This is a genomic window from Streptomyces sp. NPDC057438 (genome assembly GCF_042802995.1).
Classification (GTDB): domain Bacteria; phylum Actinomycetota; class Actinomycetes; order Streptomycetales; family Streptomycetaceae; genus Streptomyces.
In genome coordinates, this window is record NZ_JBHVDD010000025.1 from 60,304 (window position 1) to 77,513 (window position 17,210).

10 protein-coding genes and 1 pseudogene are annotated in these 17,210 nt (G+C 70.8%); 7 read left to right on the plus strand and 4 right to left on the minus strand.

Features of this window, described 5'->3' with window-relative positions:
• Positions 1–98 precede the first annotated feature (98 nt).
• Together lepA and ACFU5F_RS16625 are read left to right on the plus strand one after the other, a co-directional pair.
• Complete coding sequence (gene lepA, locus ACFU5F_RS16620) at positions 99–1,967, plus strand: translation elongation factor 4 (protein WP_383887447.1); 1,869 nt, start codon at positions 99–101, stop codon at positions 1,965–1,967.
• A gap of 303 nt (positions 1,968–2,270) precedes the next feature.
• Complete coding sequence (locus ACFU5F_RS16625) at positions 2,271–4,148, plus strand: AMP-dependent synthetase/ligase (RefSeq protein ID WP_383887449.1); 1,878 nt, start codon at positions 2,271–2,273, stop codon at positions 4,146–4,148.
• Between the two features lie 64 nt (positions 4,149–4,212).
• On the opposite strand, the gene ACFU5F_RS16630 is transcribed toward ACFU5F_RS16625, so the two are convergent.
• Both ACFU5F_RS16630 and ACFU5F_RS16635 read right to left on the minus strand, forming a co-directional pair.
• Positions 4,213–4,785: a two-component system response regulator gene (locus tag ACFU5F_RS16630; RefSeq protein WP_383887451.1), complete on the minus strand. Its 573-nt coding sequence runs from the start codon at positions 4,783–4,785 to the stop codon at positions 4,213–4,215.
• Complete coding sequence (locus tag ACFU5F_RS16635) at positions 4,782–8,993, minus strand: HAMP domain-containing protein (RefSeq protein WP_383887453.1); 4,212 nt, start codon at positions 8,991–8,993, stop codon at positions 4,782–4,784. Before ACFU5F_RS16635 ends, ACFU5F_RS16630 begins: the two co-directional genes overlap by 4 nt.
• Before the next feature lie 104 nt (positions 8,994–9,097).
• On the opposite strand from ACFU5F_RS16635, the gene ACFU5F_RS16640 reads away from it, so the two are divergent.
• The 3 genes and pseudogenes from ACFU5F_RS16640 to ACFU5F_RS16650 form a co-directional block, all read left to right on the plus strand.
• The gene (locus ACFU5F_RS16640) at positions 9,098–11,551 is read left to right on the plus strand and encodes a SpoIIE family protein phosphatase (protein WP_383887455.1); all 2,454 of its coding nucleotides are present in this window, start codon (positions 9,098–9,100) and stop codon (positions 11,549–11,551) included.
• A 31-nt stretch (positions 11,552–11,582) separates the two neighbouring features.
• Positions 11,583–12,815 (plus strand): radical SAM family heme chaperone HemW, encoded by a 1,233-nt coding sequence (gene hemW, locus ACFU5F_RS16645; protein WP_383887457.1) that lies wholly within the window; start codon positions 11,583–11,585, stop codon positions 12,813–12,815.
• Positions 12,816–12,895: 80 nt separating this feature from the next.
• A pseudogene (locus ACFU5F_RS16650) lies at positions 12,896–13,285 on the plus strand (Uma2 family endonuclease); the annotation flags it as partial.
• Here the strand turns inward: ACFU5F_RS16650 and ACFU5F_RS16655 are convergent.
• Positions 13,254–14,078, minus strand: a complete 825-nt coding sequence (locus ACFU5F_RS16655; RefSeq protein WP_383887459.1) for a DUF3097 domain-containing protein — start codon at positions 14,076–14,078, stop codon at positions 13,254–13,256. The pseudogene ACFU5F_RS16650 and the gene ACFU5F_RS16655 sit on opposite strands and share 32 nt — an antisense overlap.
• A 42-nt stretch (positions 14,079–14,120) precedes the next feature.
• Positions 14,121–14,861 carry an MBL fold metallo-hydrolase gene (locus tag ACFU5F_RS16660; RefSeq protein WP_383887461.1) on the minus strand — a complete coding sequence of 247 codons (741 nt, stop codon included), beginning with the start codon at positions 14,859–14,861 and terminating at the stop codon, positions 14,121–14,123.
• Positions 14,862–15,049: 188 nt separating this feature from the next.
• Between ACFU5F_RS16660 and hrcA the strand changes: the two genes are divergently transcribed.
• Both hrcA and dnaJ read left to right on the plus strand, forming a co-directional pair.
• Complete coding sequence (gene hrcA / locus ACFU5F_RS16665; RefSeq protein WP_086754402.1) at positions 15,050–16,066, plus strand: heat-inducible transcriptional repressor HrcA; 1,017 nt, start codon at positions 15,050–15,052, stop codon at positions 16,064–16,066.
• Positions 16,067–17,203 carry a molecular chaperone DnaJ gene (gene dnaJ / locus ACFU5F_RS16670; RefSeq protein ID WP_383887463.1) on the plus strand — a complete coding sequence of 379 codons (1,137 nt, stop codon included), beginning with the start codon at positions 16,067–16,069 and terminating at the stop codon, positions 17,201–17,203.
• Positions 17,204–17,210: the final 7 nt, after the last annotated feature.

Sequence of the window (17,210 nt, forward strand, 5' to 3'; positions counted from 1 at the left end):
TTCTCCGCCCGTGGGACCATGGTGCCTACGTACCAGACCCGCCAGATCCGACCCGAGACCGCAGACGGCTGCGGACACCTCAAGAATCAGGACCCTGCGTGCCCGCGATCCCTAGCCATGTGCCCGAGCCGAGCCGTACCGACCCGGCTCTGATCCGCAACTTCTGCATCATCGCGCACATCGACCACGGCAAGTCCACGCTCGCCGACCGGATGCTCCAGCTGACCGGTGTGGTCGAGCAGCGGCAGATGCGTGCTCAGTACCTCGACCGCATGGACATCGAGCGTGAGCGTGGCATCACGATCAAGTCCCAGGCGGTGCGTCTGCCCTGGGCGCCGACCGACGATCCGGGCAGTACGCACATTCTCAACATGATCGACACCCCTGGGCACGTCGACTTCACGTACGAGGTGTCGCGGTCGCTGGCGGCCTGTGAGGGGACGGTCCTGCTCGTCGACGCGGCCCAGGGCATCGAGGCCCAGACCCTCGCCAACCTCTACCTGGCGATGGAGAACGACCTCAAGATCATCCCCGTACTGAACAAGATCGACCTGCCGGCCGCCCAGCCGGAGAAGTTCAGTGAGGAGCTCGCCAACCTCATCGGCTGTGACCCGGAGGACGTGCTCAAGGTCTCCGCGAAGACGGGCCTGGGTGTCGAGGCGCTGCTGGACCGGGTCGTCGCCGAGGTCCCCGCCCCGGTCGGTGTCCAGGACGCGCCCGCGCGGGCGATGATCTTCGACTCGGTGTACGACTCGTACCGTGGTGTCGTGACGTACGTGCGTGTCATCGACGGGCAGCTCAACAAGCGTGAGCGGATCCGCATGATGTCCACCGGCGCGACCCACGAGCTGCTGGAGATCGGTGTCTCGGCGCCCGAGATGAAGGCGGCCGACGGTCTCGGCGTCGGTGAGGTCGGCTATCTGATCACCGGTGTGAAGGACGTCCGCCAGTCCAAGGTCGGTGACACGATCACCACCCTGCACAAGGGTGCCACCGAGGCGCTCGGCGGTTACAAGGACCCGAAGCCTATGGTCTTCTCGGGTCTGTATCCGCTCGACGGCTCCGACTACCCGGAGCTGCGGGACGCCCTCGACAAGCTGCAGCTGAACGATGCCGCGCTGGTGTACGAGCCGGAGACGTCCGCGGCGCTCGGATTCGGTTTCCGTGTCGGTTTCCTGGGGCTGCTGCACCTCGACGTGATCCGTGAGCGGCTGGAGCGCGAGTTCGGGCTCGATCTGATCGCCACCGCGCCGAACGTGGTCTACCGCGTCGTCATGGAGGACGGCGCCGAGCACACGGTCACCAACCCGAGCGAGTTCCCCGAGGGGAAGATCGACGCCGTCTACGAGCCCGTCGTGCGGGCCACGATCCTCGCGCCCTCCGAGTTCATCGGCTCGATCATGGAGCTGTGCCAGACTCGGCGCGGCACCCTGCTCGGTATGGACTACCTCTCCGAGGACCGGGTCGAGATCCGCTACACGCTCCCGCTCGCGGAGATCGTCTTCGACTTCTTCGACCAGCTGAAGTCGAAGACGCGCGGCTACGCCTCCCTGGACTACGAGCCCACCGGTGAGCAGAGCTCCAGCCTGGTGAAGGTCGACATCCTGCTGCACGGCGACAAGGTGGACGCCTTCTCGGCCGTCACCCACAAGGACGCCGCGTACGCCTACGGTGTGCGGCTCGTCGCCAAGCTGCGCGAGCTGATCCCGCGGCAGGCGTTCGAGGTGCCCATCCAGGCGGCGATCGGGTCGCGGGTCATCGCCCGCGAGACCATCCGCGCCATCCGCAAGGACGTCCTCGCCAAGTGCTACGGCGGTGACATCTCCCGGAAGCGGAAGCTGCTGGAGAAGCAGAAGGAGGGCAAGAAGCGGATGAAGATGGTGGGCTCCGTGGAGGTTCCGCAGGAGGCCTTCATCGCCGTTCTGTCCAGCGACGACAGCGCCGGCGGGGGCAAGGGCAAGAAGTAGCCACCGGGCGGCGGGGGCGGCGGACCGCTGTTACCCCCGGAAACTCGGGCATGATGCGGGCCCGTCGCGTTTCGGCGCGACGGGCCCGCAGGTCGTCCGGGAGATGCCGGCGCGTGTTCGTAGGGTCGTTCTCGGTGGAAAGTGACTGCCCGCCGCCCCTTACGAACCGGCCAGTCGCGCTCTACCCTGATCACCACTCGATGGTTACTCGCGAGTTAAACAACAGCCGCTTTGAGCCAGCCGCGCAGTCCTGAGCACACAGTCCATGAGCCAGCCGCGCTGTCGCGTGCCCCGGAGGATGTCGTGAGCGACACACAGACCCTGATCGAGAACCGCCCGCCGTCCATGGCGGCCCTCTTCCTGGAGCGCGTGGCGGCCACACCGGACGCCGAGGCCTTCCGGTACCCCGTGCCGCCGGCCTCCGGCGAGGGCCCCTCGGACTGGAAGTCGCTGAACTGGACCCAGGCGGCCGAACGGGTCAACGCCATCGCGGCCGGACTCGTCGAGCTGGGCGTCCAGCCCGAGCAGCGGATCGCCCTGTCCTCGGCCACCAGGATCGAGTGGATCCTGTGCGACCTCGGCATCATGTGCGCGGGCGCGGCCAACACCACGGTCTACCCGCAGACGAACGCCGAGGAATCCGCGTACATCCTGTCCGACTCCGGCAGTCGGGTCCTCATCGCCGAGAACGCCGCGCAGCTCGCCAAGGCCCGGGAGAAGAAGGCCGAGCTGCCCGAGCTGACCCATGTCGTCGTCATCGATCCCGAGGGCGCGGACCTCTCCGAGGACTGGGTGCTCTCCCTCGCCGACCTGGAGAAGCGCGGCGCCGCGTACCTGGAGAAGAACCCCGACCTGATCAAGGAGAAGGTCGGCGCGATCACCAAGGACCAGCTCGCCACCCTCATCTACACCTCGGGCACCACGGGCCGCCCCAAGGGCGTGCGTCTGCCGCACGACAACTGGGCGTACATGGCGAAGGCCATCGGCGCGACCGGGCTGCTCGAACCGGCGGACGTGCAGTACCTGTGGCTGCCGCTGGCGCACGTCATGGGCAAGGTGCTCCTCGCCGGGCACATCGAGGTCGGGCACATCACGGCCGTCGACGGCCGGGTCGACAAGATCATCGAGAATCTGCCGGTCGTGCAGCCGACGTACATGGCCGCCGTGCCGCGCATCTTCGAGAAGGTCTACAACGGTGTCGTCGGCAAGGCGCGCGCGGGCGGCCCGGCCAAGTACAAGATCTTCCAGTGGGCGGCGGGGGTCGCCCGGGAGTACGCGAAGGTCAGCCAGGACAACTTCCGGCGCACCGGGACCGCGTCCGTCCCGTTCGGGCTGGAGGCCAAGCACAAGGTCGCCGACGCGCTGGTCTACAAGAAGCTGCGCGAGGCGTTCGGCGGCCGGCTGCGCGCCTGTGTCTCCGGTTCGGTCGCGTTGGCGCCCGAGATCGGCTTCTTCTTCGCCGGCGCGGGCATCCCGATCCTGGAGGGCTACGGCCTGACGGAGTCCTCCGCCGCGTCCTTCCTCAACCCGGGCGAGGCGTACCGCACGGGCACGGTGGGCAAGCCGCTGCCCGGCACGGAGGTGCGCATCGCGGACGACGGCGAGATCCTGCTGCGCGGCCCCGGCATCATGGAGGGCTACCACGGGCTGCCGGAGCAGACCGCGGAGGTCCTGGAGGCCGACGGGTGGTTCCACACCGGTGACATCGGGGAGCTGTCGCCCGACGGGTACCTGCGGATCACCGACCGCAAGAAGGACCTGTTCAAGACGTCCGGCGGCAAGTACATCGCGCCGACCGAGATCGAGGGCCAGTTCAAGGCGCTCTGCCCGTTCACGTCCAACGTGATGGTGATCGGCGCCGACCGTAACTTCTGCACGGCGCTCATCGCCCTCGACGAGCTGGCCATCCAGGCGTGGGCCGCGGAGAACGGGCTGGCCGGGAAGTCGTACGAGGAGGTCATCTCGGCACCGGCGACGGTGGAGATGATCGAGGGGCATGTCACCCAGCTGAACCAGGGGCTGCAGCGGTGGCAGACGATCAAGAAGTTCCGGCTGCTGCCGCGGGATCTCGACGTCGAGCACGGTGAGCTGACGCCGAGCCTGAAGCTGAAGCGGCCGGTGGTGGAGAAGGAGTACAAGCACCTCATCGAGGACATGTACGCCGGGGCGCGTGAGGCGTAGCACGGTGTGAAGGGGGGCGGGGCCGCGTGCGGATGCGGCCCCGCCGTCCGCTTCCCCCTCGGGGTCAGTCGCCGCGGTCCCTCGTCACCAGGGACCGGAGGTCCCGCAGCTGTATGCGGACCTCCGGCAGGTCCGGGGTCATCTCGGCCAGTTGCTTCTCCAGGGCCGCCAGCCGGGCGTCGACCTGTTCCGCGTGCTCCCGCCGGTCCGTCAGCAGGGTCTCCAGCTGCCGGGTCTTGTGGTGCAGTTCCAGGAAGACACTCACCTTCGCCCGTAACACCCAGGGGTCGAAGGGCTTGGTGACGTAGTCCGCCGCGCCCGTGGCATAGCCGCGGAAGGCGTAACCGGCGTCGGCGTCCGTGCCGGTGAGGAAGACGATCGGGACGTCCTTGGTCTGGTCGAGGCGCTTGATGTGCGCGGCGGTCTCGAAGCCGTCCATGCCCGGCATGCGGATGTCGAGGAGGACGACGGCGAAGCGCTGCCGCAGGAGGGCCTTCATGGCCTCCTCGCCCGAACGGGCGCGCACCAGCGGCTCGTCGAGGGACGCCAGGACGGCCTCCAGGGCGACCAGGTTGTCCTCCATGTCGTCGACGAGGAGTATGCCCGCGCGCCCGTCGGCCCGGTCCCGAGTGGTCATGGTGAGGGTGCCTCGTTCTCGTCGGTGCGTCGCCCGGGTGCCGGATCCCCCGCCTCCGCCGGGTCGCGGGCGCCCTCCGGGTCCAGGACCGCGCAGACGACCGTGAGCAGCTGGTCGACGTCCACGGGCTTGGGGACGTAGTCGTTGGCGCCGCGGGCGATGGACTTGTCGCGGTCGCCGGGCATCGCCTTGGCGGTGAGAGCGACGATGGGCAGGCCCGCCCAGCGTGGGGTGCGGCGGATGGCGGAGATCGTCTCGTAGCCGTCCATCTCCGGCATCATGATGTCCATCAGGACGAGTTCGACGTCCGGGTTGCGCTCCAGGGTCTCGATGCCCTCGCGGCCGTTCTCCGCGTACAGGACGGGCATGCCGACGCGGCCCAGGACGTGGGTGAGCGCGAAGACGTTGCGGATGTCGTCGTCGACGATCAGCACCCGGCGGCCGGGCAGGACCTGGCCGGCACGGCCCGCCTTCCACGCCTCCAGCTTGGTGGGGGCCGGCCAGGTGTCGTCGCTGTCGTGCGCGTCGCCGTCCTGCGCGGCCGGGTACGGCTCGCTGGTCAGCTGTTCGGGTACGAGGCTGCCGGGATCCTCGGCGGCGGGGCCCGTCACCCCGTGGCCGGGGCTGAAGACGGGGACGTACAGCGTGAAGGTGGAGCCCTTGCCGGGGACGCTCTCGGCGATGATGCGGCCGCCCAGCAGACCGGCGATCTCCCGGCTGATGGACAGGCCGAGGCCGGTGCCGCCGTACTTCCGGTTGGTGGTGCCGTCGGCCTGCTGGAACGCCTCGAAGATCACCGGGAGTTTCTCCGCCGCGATGCCGATGCCGGTGTCGGAGACCGCGAAGGCGATGACCTCGTCGTGGTGCTCGCGGGTGAACCGGTGGTCGGGGTCCTTGACACGGTCGACGGTCAGTTCGACCCGGCCGGACGCCGTGAACTTGATCGCGTTGGACAGCAGGTTGCGCAGGATCTGCTGGAGGCGCTGCTCGTCCGAGTACATCTCGCGCGGCACGTTCTCGCCGACCGCGACCTCGAAGGCCAGACCGCGGTCGAGGGTGAGCGGGCGGAACGTGGCGTGGACGTAGTCCAGGAGTTTGATGAGGGGCAGACGCTTGGGGCGTACGTCCATCCGGCCCGCCTCGATCTTGGAGAGGTCGAGGATGTCGTTGATCAGCTGGAGGAGGTCGGAGCCCGAGCGGTGGATCGTGGTCGCGAACTGCACCTCCTGGTCGGTGAGATGGCCGTCCGGGTTGTCGGAGAGCAGCCGGGCCAGGATCAGCAGCGAGTTGAGCGGGGTGCGCAGCTCGTGGGACATGTTCGCCAGGAACTCCGACTTGTACTGGGAGGAGGTCGCCAACAGGGCGGCCTTCTCCTCCAGTTCGGCATTGGAGCGCCGCAGCTCCGCCTGCTGCTTCTGGAGTTCGTCCGAGCGTTCCTGGAGCTGCATGGCCAGGCGCTGGGACTCGCCGAGGAGGGACTCGGTACGGGAGTTGGCGATGATGGTGTTGATGGCGACGCCGATGGTGTTCACGAACTGGTCGAAGAACGCCAGGTGGACGTCGGAGAAGCGGGAGAACGAAGCCAGCTCGATCACGCCGAGGAGCTTGTCCTCGAAGAGGATCGGGATGATCACGACGCTGGACGGGGAGGCCTCCCCGAGACCACTGTTGATCTTGATGTAGCCCGGTGGGGCCTCTTCCACCAGGATCCGCTTCTTCTCGCGGGCGGCCTGCGCGACCAGTCCGTGCACCGGCAGACCGCCGGTCTCGACGGTCGCGCCCTGCGCCGCGCCGTACCCCGCGATGAAGGCGAGGCCCTTGGTGGGCGCCACCGGGAGCGGCGCCGCGCCGTCCTCGTCGGGGTCGGCCAGGTAGAAGGCGCCGTACTGGGCGTTCACCAGCGGGGTCAGCTCGCGCAGGATCAGGTCGGCGACCTCCATCAGGTCACGGTGGCCCTGCATCAGGGCGGCGAGCCGGGCGAGGTTGGACTCCAGCCAGTCCTTCGCGCGGGTGGTCTCGCGGAGGTTGGCCACCATCAGGTTGATGTTGTCCTTCAGCTCGGCGACCTCGCCCTGCGTCTCCACCGTGATCGACCGCGACATGTCGCCCTGGGCCACGGCCGAGGCGACCTCGGCGATGGCGCGGACCTGGGTGGTCAGGTTCGAGGCGAGCTCGTTCACGTTCGTCGTCAGACGCTTCCAGGTGCCGTACACGCCCTCGACCCGCGCCTGGCCGCCGAGCCGGCCCTCGGAGCCGACCTCGCGGGCGACGCGGGTGACCTCGGAGGAGAAGGAGGACAGGGTGTCGACCATCGTGTTGATGGCGGTCTTCAGCTCCAGGATCTCGCCGCGCGCGTCCACGTCGATCTTCTTCGAGAGGTCGCCGTTGGCCACGGCCGTGGTCACCTGGGCGATGTTCCTGACCTGGGAGGTCAGGTTGTCCGCCATGTAGTTGACGTTGTCGGTCAGGTCCCGCCACACGCCGGACACGCCCTGCACCTGGGCCCGGCCGCCGAGCGCGCCGTCCGTGCCGACCTCGCGGGCGACCCGGGTCACCTCGTCGGCGAAGGCCCGCAGCTGCTCCACCATCGTGTTGACGGTGTCCTTCAGCTCCAGGATCTCGCCGCGGGCGTCGACGGTGATCTTCTTGGAGAGGTCGCCGTTGGCGACGGCGGTCGTCACCTGGGCGATGTTGCGGACCTGCGAGGTCAGGTTCAGGGCCATGAAGTTGACGTTGTCGGTGAGGTCCTTCCAGACGCCCGACACACCCCGCACCTGCGCCTGACCGCCGAGATTGCCCTCGGTGCCGACCTCGCGGGCGACGCGGGTGACCTCGTCGGCGAAGGCGGAGAGCTGGTCGACCATGGTGTTGATCGTCGACTTCAGTTCGAGGATCTCGCCCTTCGCCTCGACCGTGATCTTCTTGCCGAGGTCTCCCTGCGCGACGGCCGTGGAGACGAGGGCGATGTTCCTGACCTGTGAGGTCAGGTTGTCCGCCATGAAGTTGACGTTGTCGGTGAGGTCCTTCCAGACGCCGGAGACGCCCCGCACCTGGGCCCGGCCGCCCAGGTTCCCCTCGGTGCCGACCTCGCGGGCGACGCGGGTGACCTCACCGGCGAACGCGGAGAGCTGGTCGACCATCGTGTTGATCGTCGACTTCAGCTCCAGGATCTCCCCCTGCGCGTCGACCGTGATCTTCTGGCTGAGGTCGCCGTTGGCCACGGCCGTGGTCACCTGGGCGATGTTGCGGACCTGCGAGGTCAGGTTGGACGCCATGAAGTTGACGTTGTCGGTGAGGTCCTTCCAGACCCCGGAGACGCCTCGGACCTGGGCCCGGCCGCCGAGGCGGCCCTCGGTGCCGACCTCGCGGGCGACGCGGGTGACCTCGTCGGCGAAGGCGGAGAGCTGGTCCACCATCGTGTTCACGGTGAGCTTCAGTTCCAGCAGCTCGCCGGTCGCCTCGACGGTCACCGTCCGGGTGAGGTCGCCGCGCGCCACCGAGGTGGTCACCAGGGCGATGTCCCGCACCTGCGCGGTCAGCCGGGCGGCCATGGTGTTGACCGCCTCCGTCACGTCCCGCCAACTCCCGGACAGACCGCGGACCTTGGCCCGGCCGCCGAGGCGCCCCTCGGTGCCGACCTCACGGGCCACCCTCGTCACCTCGCCGGTGAACAGCGACAGCTGGTCGACCATCGTGTTCACGGCACGGCCCAACCGCCGCAGATCGCCTCGCAGTTGGCGGTTGCCGTCGTGCAGATCGACGCGCTGGGTCAGATCGCCGCCGGCTACCGCGTCCAGCACGCGCGTGGCGTTCGCTGCGGGCGCGACCAGGGCGTCGAGCGTCTGGTTCACGTCGTCGACCCGGGTTGCCCAGGCGCCCTGGCCCGGACTGGCCGACAGCCGCTCGTCGAGGCGTCCGTGGCGGACCAACTCGCGCCGTACGCGCTGCACTTCGGAGCCGAAGTGGGTGCTGCGGTCGATGATCTGGTTGAAGAGGGCGCACAACTCCGCGACCGGCGCGGGGCCCGTCACCGGGACCTTCGTGAAGCTGCCGTCGCGCGCGGCGGTCATGGCCGCGGCCAGCACGCGGAGATCGGACGCGGGGATCAGTTCGTCCGGTGGCCCGTCCGTGCGGCCGTCCGTGCGGCTGCCCGTTCGGTCGTCCTTCCGGCCGTTTTCGGACATCCGCGTACCACTGTTCTCGCTCATGGTGGCCCACTTCGGTAACTCGGCGCTTATGGGCGCGGTCAGTCTGTCACTCTGACCATGCCGCCTGAGGCCTATTCGTCCGAACTTTCTCAGGGAGCCGCTCAGTGGGGGCCATTCCGACGCAACGGGACACCGTGTCCTGCGTTTCTGATGCGCCGGCGCGCGTCGGGTCCGAGTCCCTGCACGCCGCGCCCGCGTACGCGGGTCTCGACCGGCGCGCGACCGCGCATCTGTCACTTCCCGGCGGACCGCTCGCGCCCGGAGCCGCCCGGCGCTTCGTCTCCGCCGCGCTCACGGAGTGGGCGGAGCTGGGCCTGCCCGGCGCCGCCGCGCTCCCGGCCCGCGTCGTCGAGGACGTGCTCGTGGTGGTCAGCGAGCTGGTCACCAACGCGGTCGTCCACGCGGGCACCGATGTCGAACTGTTCTGCCGGCTCGGCCGGGACGCCCCGACCGCCGCCGGGTGGCTGCTCCTGGAGGTCTCGGACCACCATCCCTCCCGGGAGGTACGCAGCGAGGGCGCCGAACGGCCCTACCTCCTCGAACGGCCTTACGGCGCCGCCGAGTACGGGCGCGGCCTGCGCCTGGTCGCCGCGCTCAGCGAAGCCTGGGGGATCACCTACCGGACCGGCGCGAAGACCGTCTGGGCCCGGCTGTCGGTCGACGGCGCGATGGCGGTGGAGGGGGTGTTCGAGCCGTACGGCGGGGATGCGGGTGCGGGGGTCGAGGGCGGCTCGGCGGCTGAGCGTGCCGAGGCGGACGACGTCTGGGACGCGCGGGCGTACGCCGGTGCGGTGGGCCCCGGGCAGGGCGTGGACCCGGCCGGCCCGGTCGCCTCCGTGCCCCGGCCCGGCGGGGAGCACGACCGGGAGTGGCTGAACCGGGGCGCGCTCTCCTTCCTCGCGGAGGCGTCCGACCTGCTCACCGGACAGCTGGACGAGGACCTGGTCGCCGCGCTCGCCGGGCAGCTGCTCGTGCCGAGGCTGGCCGACTGGTGCGCGGTGTGGCTGGAGGAGGAGGGACTGGGCTGGCGCGGCGGCGACGGTTCCCTCGGCCCCGCGCCACGGCTCGCCCGCGTCTGGCACGGCAGCGAGAACCGCATCGACGAACTACGCCGGGTCCTGGAGGAGAACCCCCCGAGGCTCCCCGACTCGGTGAGATCACGAGCGGTGCCCGTGCCGTGGCCGGCGCTGGAGGAGGACGGCGCCGGGGCGTTCGACGGCGAAGCCGGGCCGACGAGGGAGAGCTGCGGGGGAGGGCCGGTCGCGGTCGGTCATGGTGTGCCTGGGATGGAGTACGGAGAGGGGGTGCCCCGGGGCGGGACCGGGCCCGAGGCCGGAACCGATGCCCATGCCGGGCCCGTAGCCGGTGCCGGACACGAGTTCGGGCCTGGAGCCGAGCCCGGAGCCGGAGCCCGGCCCGAGGGCGGAGCCCGGCCCGATGCCGAAGCCGAGGTCGAAGCCGCAGCCGCAGCCGAAGCCCAGGCCGCAGCCGCAGCCGAAGCCCAGGCCGCAGCCGCAGCCGGAGCCTGGCCCGAAACAGCAGCCGCAGCCGCAGCCGCAGCCGAGCCCGGGGCCAAAGCCGAGCCCGGCAAGCAAGGCGGTGCCGCGCTTGCGTACCGATTGATCGCCGGGGGGCGGCCGCTCGGGACGCTTGTCATCGGGCGGGCCGGGCTGCCGCGGTTTCCCGACGAGGTGACCGGGCTGGTCGAGGACCTCAGCCGGCGGATCGCTCTGTCCATCGGCGCGGCCCGCCAGTACGCCCGCCAGGCCACCATCAGCCGCGTCCTGCAGCGCGGACTGCTGCCGGGCGCGGTCGCCGAGATCCCCGGTGTGACGAGCGCGCTCGTCTACGAGCCGTGCGACAAGGGCGGACCCAGCGGCGACTTCTACGACCTCTTCCCGGCGGGCCGGGGCCGCTGGTGCTTCGCGATCGGCGACGTCCAGGGCAAGGGCCCCGAGGCGGCCGTCGTCATCGGCCTCGCCCGGCCCTGGCTGCGGCTGCTCGCCCGCGAGGGCTACGGCGTCGCGGACGTGCTCGACCGCCTCAACCAGCTCCTCCTCGACGACGCCACCGAGGCCGCCGACGCCGCCGCCCGCGCCCTGGTCACGGCCGGCGACCCCGGCCTGGTCGACCCCGACGGCCCGCAGACCCGCTTCCTCTCCCTCCTCTACGGCGAACTCGTCCCCGTCGACGGCGGCGTCCGCTGCACCCTCGCCTCCGCCGGCCACCCGTTGCCGCTGCTGCTGGCCCCCGACGGCGACGTACGGGCCGTGGCCGAGCCGCAGACGCTGCTCGGGGTGATCGAGGACACCGAGTACGTCTCCGAGACCTTCGAACTGCGTCGCGGCGACACCCTGCTGTGCGTGACCGACGGGGTCACCGAGCGCCGCAGCGGCCCGCGCATGTTCGACGACGAGGACGGCCTCGCCATCGCGCTCTCCGGCTGCGCCGGGCTCGACGCCGAACTCACCGCCGAACGCATCCGGCGGCTCGTCCACGAGTTCGGCGACCGGCCCCCCGACGACGACCTCGCGCTGCTGGTGCTGCGGGCGGACTGAGGACCCGCGGGGGTGCGGGACAATGGAGGACATGCCTTCCGCACTCCCCGACGGTGAGCCCGTCCCCGACGACGGCGCGCTGCCCGCGCACGCCCTGGCCGGCGCGGCCGAGCGGCCCCTCGGGTTCTATCTGCACGTCCCGTACTGCGCGACCCGCTGCGGCTACTGCGACTTCAACACCTACACCGCCACCGAGCTGCGCGGCACCGGCGGCGTCCTCGCCTCCCGCGACAACTACGCGGACACCGTCGTCGACGAGATCCGCCTCGCCCGCAAGGTCCTCGGCGACGACCCGCGCCCCGTCCGCACCGTCTTCGTCGGCGGCGGCACCCCCACCCTGCTGGCCGCCGACGACCTCGTGCGGATGCTGGGGGCGGTCCGGGACGAGTTCGGACTCGCCGACGACGCCGAGGTGACGACGGAGGCGAACCCGGAGTCCGTCGACCCCGCGTATCTGGAGACCCTCCGCGCGGGCGGCTTCAACCGCATCTCCTTCGGCATGCAGAGCGCCCGGCAGCACGTCCTGAAGATCCTCGATCGTACGCACACGCCCGGGCGCCCCGAGCGTTGCGTGGCGGAGGCGCGCGCCGCCGGCTTCGACCACGTCAACCTCGACCTGATCTACGGCACGCCCGGCGAGTCCGACGACGACTGGCGGGCCTCCTTGGACGCCGCGCTCGGCGCCGGACCCGACCACGTCTCGGCGTACGCGCTGATCGTCGAGGAGGGCACGCAGCTCGCCCGGCGCATCCGGCGCGGCGAGGTCCCGATGACGGACGACGACGTCCACGCCGACCGGTACCTGATCGCCGAGGAGATGCTGTCGGCCGCCGGGTTCGACTGGTACGAGGTCTCCAACTGGGCCACCTCCGCGGCCGGGCGCTGCCTCCACAACGAGCTGTACTGGCGGGGCGCCGACTGGTGGGGCGCGGGACCGGGCGCCCACAGCCACGTCGGCGGCGTGCGCTGGTGGAACGTCAAGCACCCCGGCGCGTACGCGGGCGCGCTGGCGGCGGGGAAGTCGCCGGGCGCCGGGCGCGAGCTGCTGGCGGACGAGGACCGCCGGGTCGAGCGCATCCTGCTGGAGCTGCGGCTGCGGGAGGGGTGCCCGTTGTCGCTGCTGCGGGAGGAGGGCCTCGCGGCGGCCGGGCGCGCCCTGTCGGACGGCCTGCTGGAGGCGGGCCCGTACGAGGAGGGGCGTGCGGTGCTCACCCTGCGCGGGCGGTTGCTGGCGGACGCGGTGGTGCGGGACCTGGTGGACTGATCACTCTGGGGGTGAATCGGTGCGGAACGGGGGTTCGGTACCTAATCTGGTTCGTAGGCTGCCGCTAAAAGTACGCGGCGGATGTGGAGGGCCACGGCGAAGCCAGCGAGCCCATTCCGGACCTGCTGGTGCTGGAACGCGGCGTGGCTCCGGCCTCGGGAAGTCTGGTTCCCTCTCAGTGGGCCACCTTGGTGGTTGAGGTGGTCTCGAAAACGAGTGTCGACCGGGACTACGGCGTCAAGCGATCTATCTACGCGGCAGGCAAGATCCCCGCTCATCTGATCGTCGACCCCATCGTGGCGCACTGCGTTCTCTTGACCGATCCGGTAGGAGAGGGGGACCAAGCTGACTACCGTGGACAGTGGATCACCAAGTTCGGTGATCCGGTGGTGCTCGGATCGCTCGATCTGAAGCTGGACACGAGCGAGTTCGGGACGGTCACCGGGGTGCGGCTTCACCGGCTGCCGTGACGAAGTCGATCAGCTCCTCCACCCGCCCCAGCAGCTCCGGCTCCAGGTCCCGATAGGACCCCACCCGCCCCAGGATCGCCTGCCACACCGCCCCGGTGTTGTTCGCGGGCCACCCCAGCGCCCGGCACACCCCCGTCTTCCAGTCCTGCCCCCGCGGCACCCGCGGCCACGCCTCGATGCCCACCGACGCCGGCTTCACCGCCTCCCAGATGTCGATGTACGGGTGGCCGACGACGAGCGCGTGCTCGCTGGTCACCGACGCGGCGATACGGGACTCCTTGCTGCCCGGCACCAGATGGTCGACCAGGACCCCGAGGCGGGCGTCCGGTCCCGGGGCGAAGTCCTCGACGATCGCGGGCAGGTCGTCCACGCCCTCCAGGTACTCCACCACCACGCCCTCGACGCGCAGATCGTCACCCCACACCTTCTCGACGAGCTCGGCGTCGTGGCGGCCCTCCACGTAGATGCGCCCGGCGCGGGCGACGCGCGCGCGGGCGCCCGGGACGGCCACCGAGCCGGAGGCCGTGCGGGAGGGACGGACAGGGGCCGGCGACGACGGGCGGACCAGCGTCACCACCCGCCCCTCCAGCAGGAAGCCCCGCGGCTCCAGCGGGAACACACGGTGCTTGCCGAAGCGGTCCTCCAGCGTCACCGTGCCCGCCTCGCAGCCGACGACCGCGCCGCAGAAGCCGGTGGTGGGCTCCTCGACGACCAGACCGGGATCGGCCGGGACCTCGGGGGCCGGCTTCGGCTTCTTCCAGGGAGGGGTCAGGTCGGGTGAGTACTGGCGCATTCGAGTGACGATAGGAGAAGCCGCGCCCGGATGCCCCCGAGCTCAGTCCGACACGCCGAAACGGCGCGCCAGGGCGTCGCGCTGGGCCCGGACGAACGCCGCGTCCACCACCGCCCCGTGGCCCGGCACGTACAGCGCGTCCTCGCCGCCCAGGTCCAGCAGCCGGTCCAGGGCGGCCGGCCAGCGCGCGGGGATCGCGTCGGGTCCGGCCTGCGGCTCGCCGGACTCCTCGACCAGGTCTCCGCAGAACACCACCTCCCGGGAGCCGTCCGCGGTGCCGGGGACCAGGACCGCCAGGTCGTGGCCCGTGTGCCCGGGGCCCACGTTCGCCAGGAGCACCCGGACCTCGCCCCCGAGGTCGAGGGTCCACTCGCCGGAGACCAGGTGCCGGGGGCGTACCAGCAGGTCGGCGGCCTCGGTGGCGTCCGCCGGGGGAAGGCCGTGGTGCACGGCGTCCGCGCGGAGGGCCTCGTGGTCCCGGCTCAGGACGCCGTCGAGACCCACCGCGCCGAAGACCTCCACACCGGCGAACGCCGCCGCCCCGAAGACATGGTCGAAGTGGGGGTGGGTGAGCGCGAGATGTGTCACACGGGCGCCACCGAGCAGCCGGCACGCCTCGCCGCGCAACCGCGCGCCCTCCCGCAGGCTCGAACCCGCGTCGATCACGAGGGCCGCGCCCTCCCCGACCACCAGCCCGGCCGTGCAGTCCCAGCCGGGCAGGCGGCATCGTCCGACCCTGGGCGTCAATTCCTGCCACCCGCACTCTTCCCAAGTCACCGTCATGCGCCGACGCTAGCCGTAGCTCCGGCGACGGCGTCGCCGTGTACTCCCCAGTAGGAAAGTGCCCCCGACCGGAGACCGGCCTTGCCGGGGGCGTACCCCACCGCCGTACACTGGGCGGGGAGTGCTGGCACTCGCCCGGGGTGAGTGCCAAGGGGAAGCCGCAGGAGAGCGAAGTGGAGGTGTGCGCGGTGCTCAGTGAACGCAGGCTCCAAGTGCTGCGCGCCATCGTCCAGGACTACGTGGGCACCGAGGAGCCGGTCGGTTCCAAGGCGCTCACCGAGCGGCACAACCTCGGCGTCTCCCCGGCGACCGTCCGCAACGACATGGCGGCGCTGGAGGACGAGGGCTTCATCGCCCAGCCCCACACCAGCGCGGGCCGCATCCCCACCGACAAGGGGTACCGGCTCTTCGTCGACAAGCTCGCCGGGGTCAAGCCGATGACCCCGCCCGAGCGGCGCGCCATCCAGAACTTCCTGGACGGCGCGGTCGATCTCGACGACGTGGTGGCGCGGACCGTACGGCTGCTCGCGCAGCTCACGCGGCAGGTCGCCGTCGTGCAGTACCCGTCGCTCACACGGTCGACGGTGCGGCACGTGGAGTTGCTGGCGCTGGCGCCCGCCAGGCTGATGCTCGTGCTGATCACGGACACGGGACGGGTGGAGCAGCGGCTGGTGGACTGCCCGGCGCCGTTCGGAGAAACGTCACTCGCGGATCTGCGGGCCCGGCTCAACAGCAAGGTCGCGGGCCGCCGGTTCACCGACGTGCCCCGGCTGGTCGAGGACCTGCCGGAGGCGTTCGACGTCGAGGACCGGGGCACGGTCGCGACCGTGCTCTCCACCCTCCTCGAAGCACTTGTCGAGGAGAGCGAGGAGCGGCTGATGATCGGCGGAACCGCCAATCTCACCCGCTTCGGACATGACTTCCCCCTCACCATCCGGCCCGTTCTGGAAGCCTTGGAGGAGCAGGTCGTCCTCCTCAAGTTGCTTGGTGAGGCGGGAGATTCGGGCATGACCGTACGCATCGGTCATGAGAACGCGTATGAGGGACTCAACTCCACGTCCGTCGTCTCCGTCGGCTACGGTTCGGGCGGCGAGGCAGTAGCGAAACTGGGCGTGGTCGGACCTACGCGCATGGACTATCCGGGAACGATGGGAGCGGTACGAGCGGTGGCACGGTACGTCGGACAGATCCTGGCGGAGTCCTGAGTGGCCACGGACTACTACGCCGTGCTCGGCGTGCGCCGCGACGCTTCCCAGGACGAGATCAAGAAGGCGTTCCGGAGGCTCGCGCGCGAGCTGCACCCGGACGTCAACCCCGATCCGAAGACCCAGGAGCGGTTCAAGGAGATCAACGCCGCCTACGAGGTGTTGTCGGACCCGCAGAAGAAGCAGGTCTACGACCTCGGCGGCGACCCCCTGTCCCAGGCGGGCGGCGGAGGTGCGGGCGGCTTCGGCGCCGGTGGCTTCGGGAACTTCTCGGACATCATGGACGCCTTCTTCGGCACGGCGTCGCAGCGGGGTCCCCGCTCGCGTACGCGCCGGGGGCAGGACGCGATGATCCGGCTGGAGATCGACCTCGACGAGGCGGCCTTCGGCACGACGAAGGACATCCAGGTCGACACCGCCGTCGTCTGCACGACGTGCAGCGGCGAGGGCGCGGCCCCGGGTACGACCGCGCAGACCTGTGACATGTGCCGCGGCCGCGGTGAGGTCTCGCAGGTCACGCGGTCCTTCCTCGGCCAGGTCATGACCTCCCGGCCCTGCCCGCAGTGCCAGGGGTTCGGCACGATCGTCCCCAACCCCTGCCCCGAGTGCGCGGGCGACGGGCGGGTGCGGTCGCGGCGGACGCTCACGGTCAAGATCCCGGCCGGTGTCGACAACGGCACGCGGATCCAGCTCGCCGGTGAGGGCGAGGTCGGGCCCGGTGGCGGTCCCGCCGGTGACCTCTACGTCGAGATCCACGAGCTGCCGCACTCGACGTTCCAGCGGCGCGGTGACGATCTGCACTGCACGGTCACGATCCCGATGACGGCGGCCTCCCTCGGCACGAAGGTGCCGCTGGAGACGCTGGACGGTCTGGAGGAGGTCGACATCCGGCCCGGGACGCAGTCCGGGCAGTCGATCCCGCTGCACGGCCGCGGTGTCACGCATCTGCGGGGCGGCGGCCGGGGCGATCTGATCGTCCACGTCGAGGTGCAGACGCCGACGAAGCTGGATCCCGAGCAGGAGGGGCTGCTGCGGCAGCTCGCCGCGCTGCGGGGGGAGGAGCGGCCCACGGGGCAGTTCCAGCCCGGGCAGCAGGGGCTGTTCTCCCGGCTGAAGGACGCGTTCAACGGGCGCTGAGCGGGTG

Bases quoted from the DNA above. Each gene is read 5' to 3' on its own strand.
- ACFU5F_RS16660 (WP_383887461.1), bottom strand. From the start codon at position 14,861: ATGACGGTGACTTGGGAAGAGTGCGGGTGGCAGGAATTGACGCCCAGG.
- hemW (WP_383887457.1), top strand. From the start codon at position 11,583: ATGCCTTCCGCACTCCCCGACGGTGAGCCCGTCCCCGACGACGGCGCG.
- ACFU5F_RS16655 (WP_383887459.1), bottom strand. From the start codon at position 14,078: ATGCGCCAGTACTCACCCGACCTGACCCCTCCCTGGAAGAAGCCGAAG.
- ACFU5F_RS16635 (WP_383887453.1), bottom strand. From the start codon at position 8,993: ATGAGCGAGAACAGTGGTACGCGGATGTCCGAAAACGGCCGGAAGGAC.
- ACFU5F_RS16630 (WP_383887451.1), bottom strand. From the start codon at position 4,785: ATGACCACTCGGGACCGGGCCGACGGGCGCGCGGGCATACTCCTCGTC.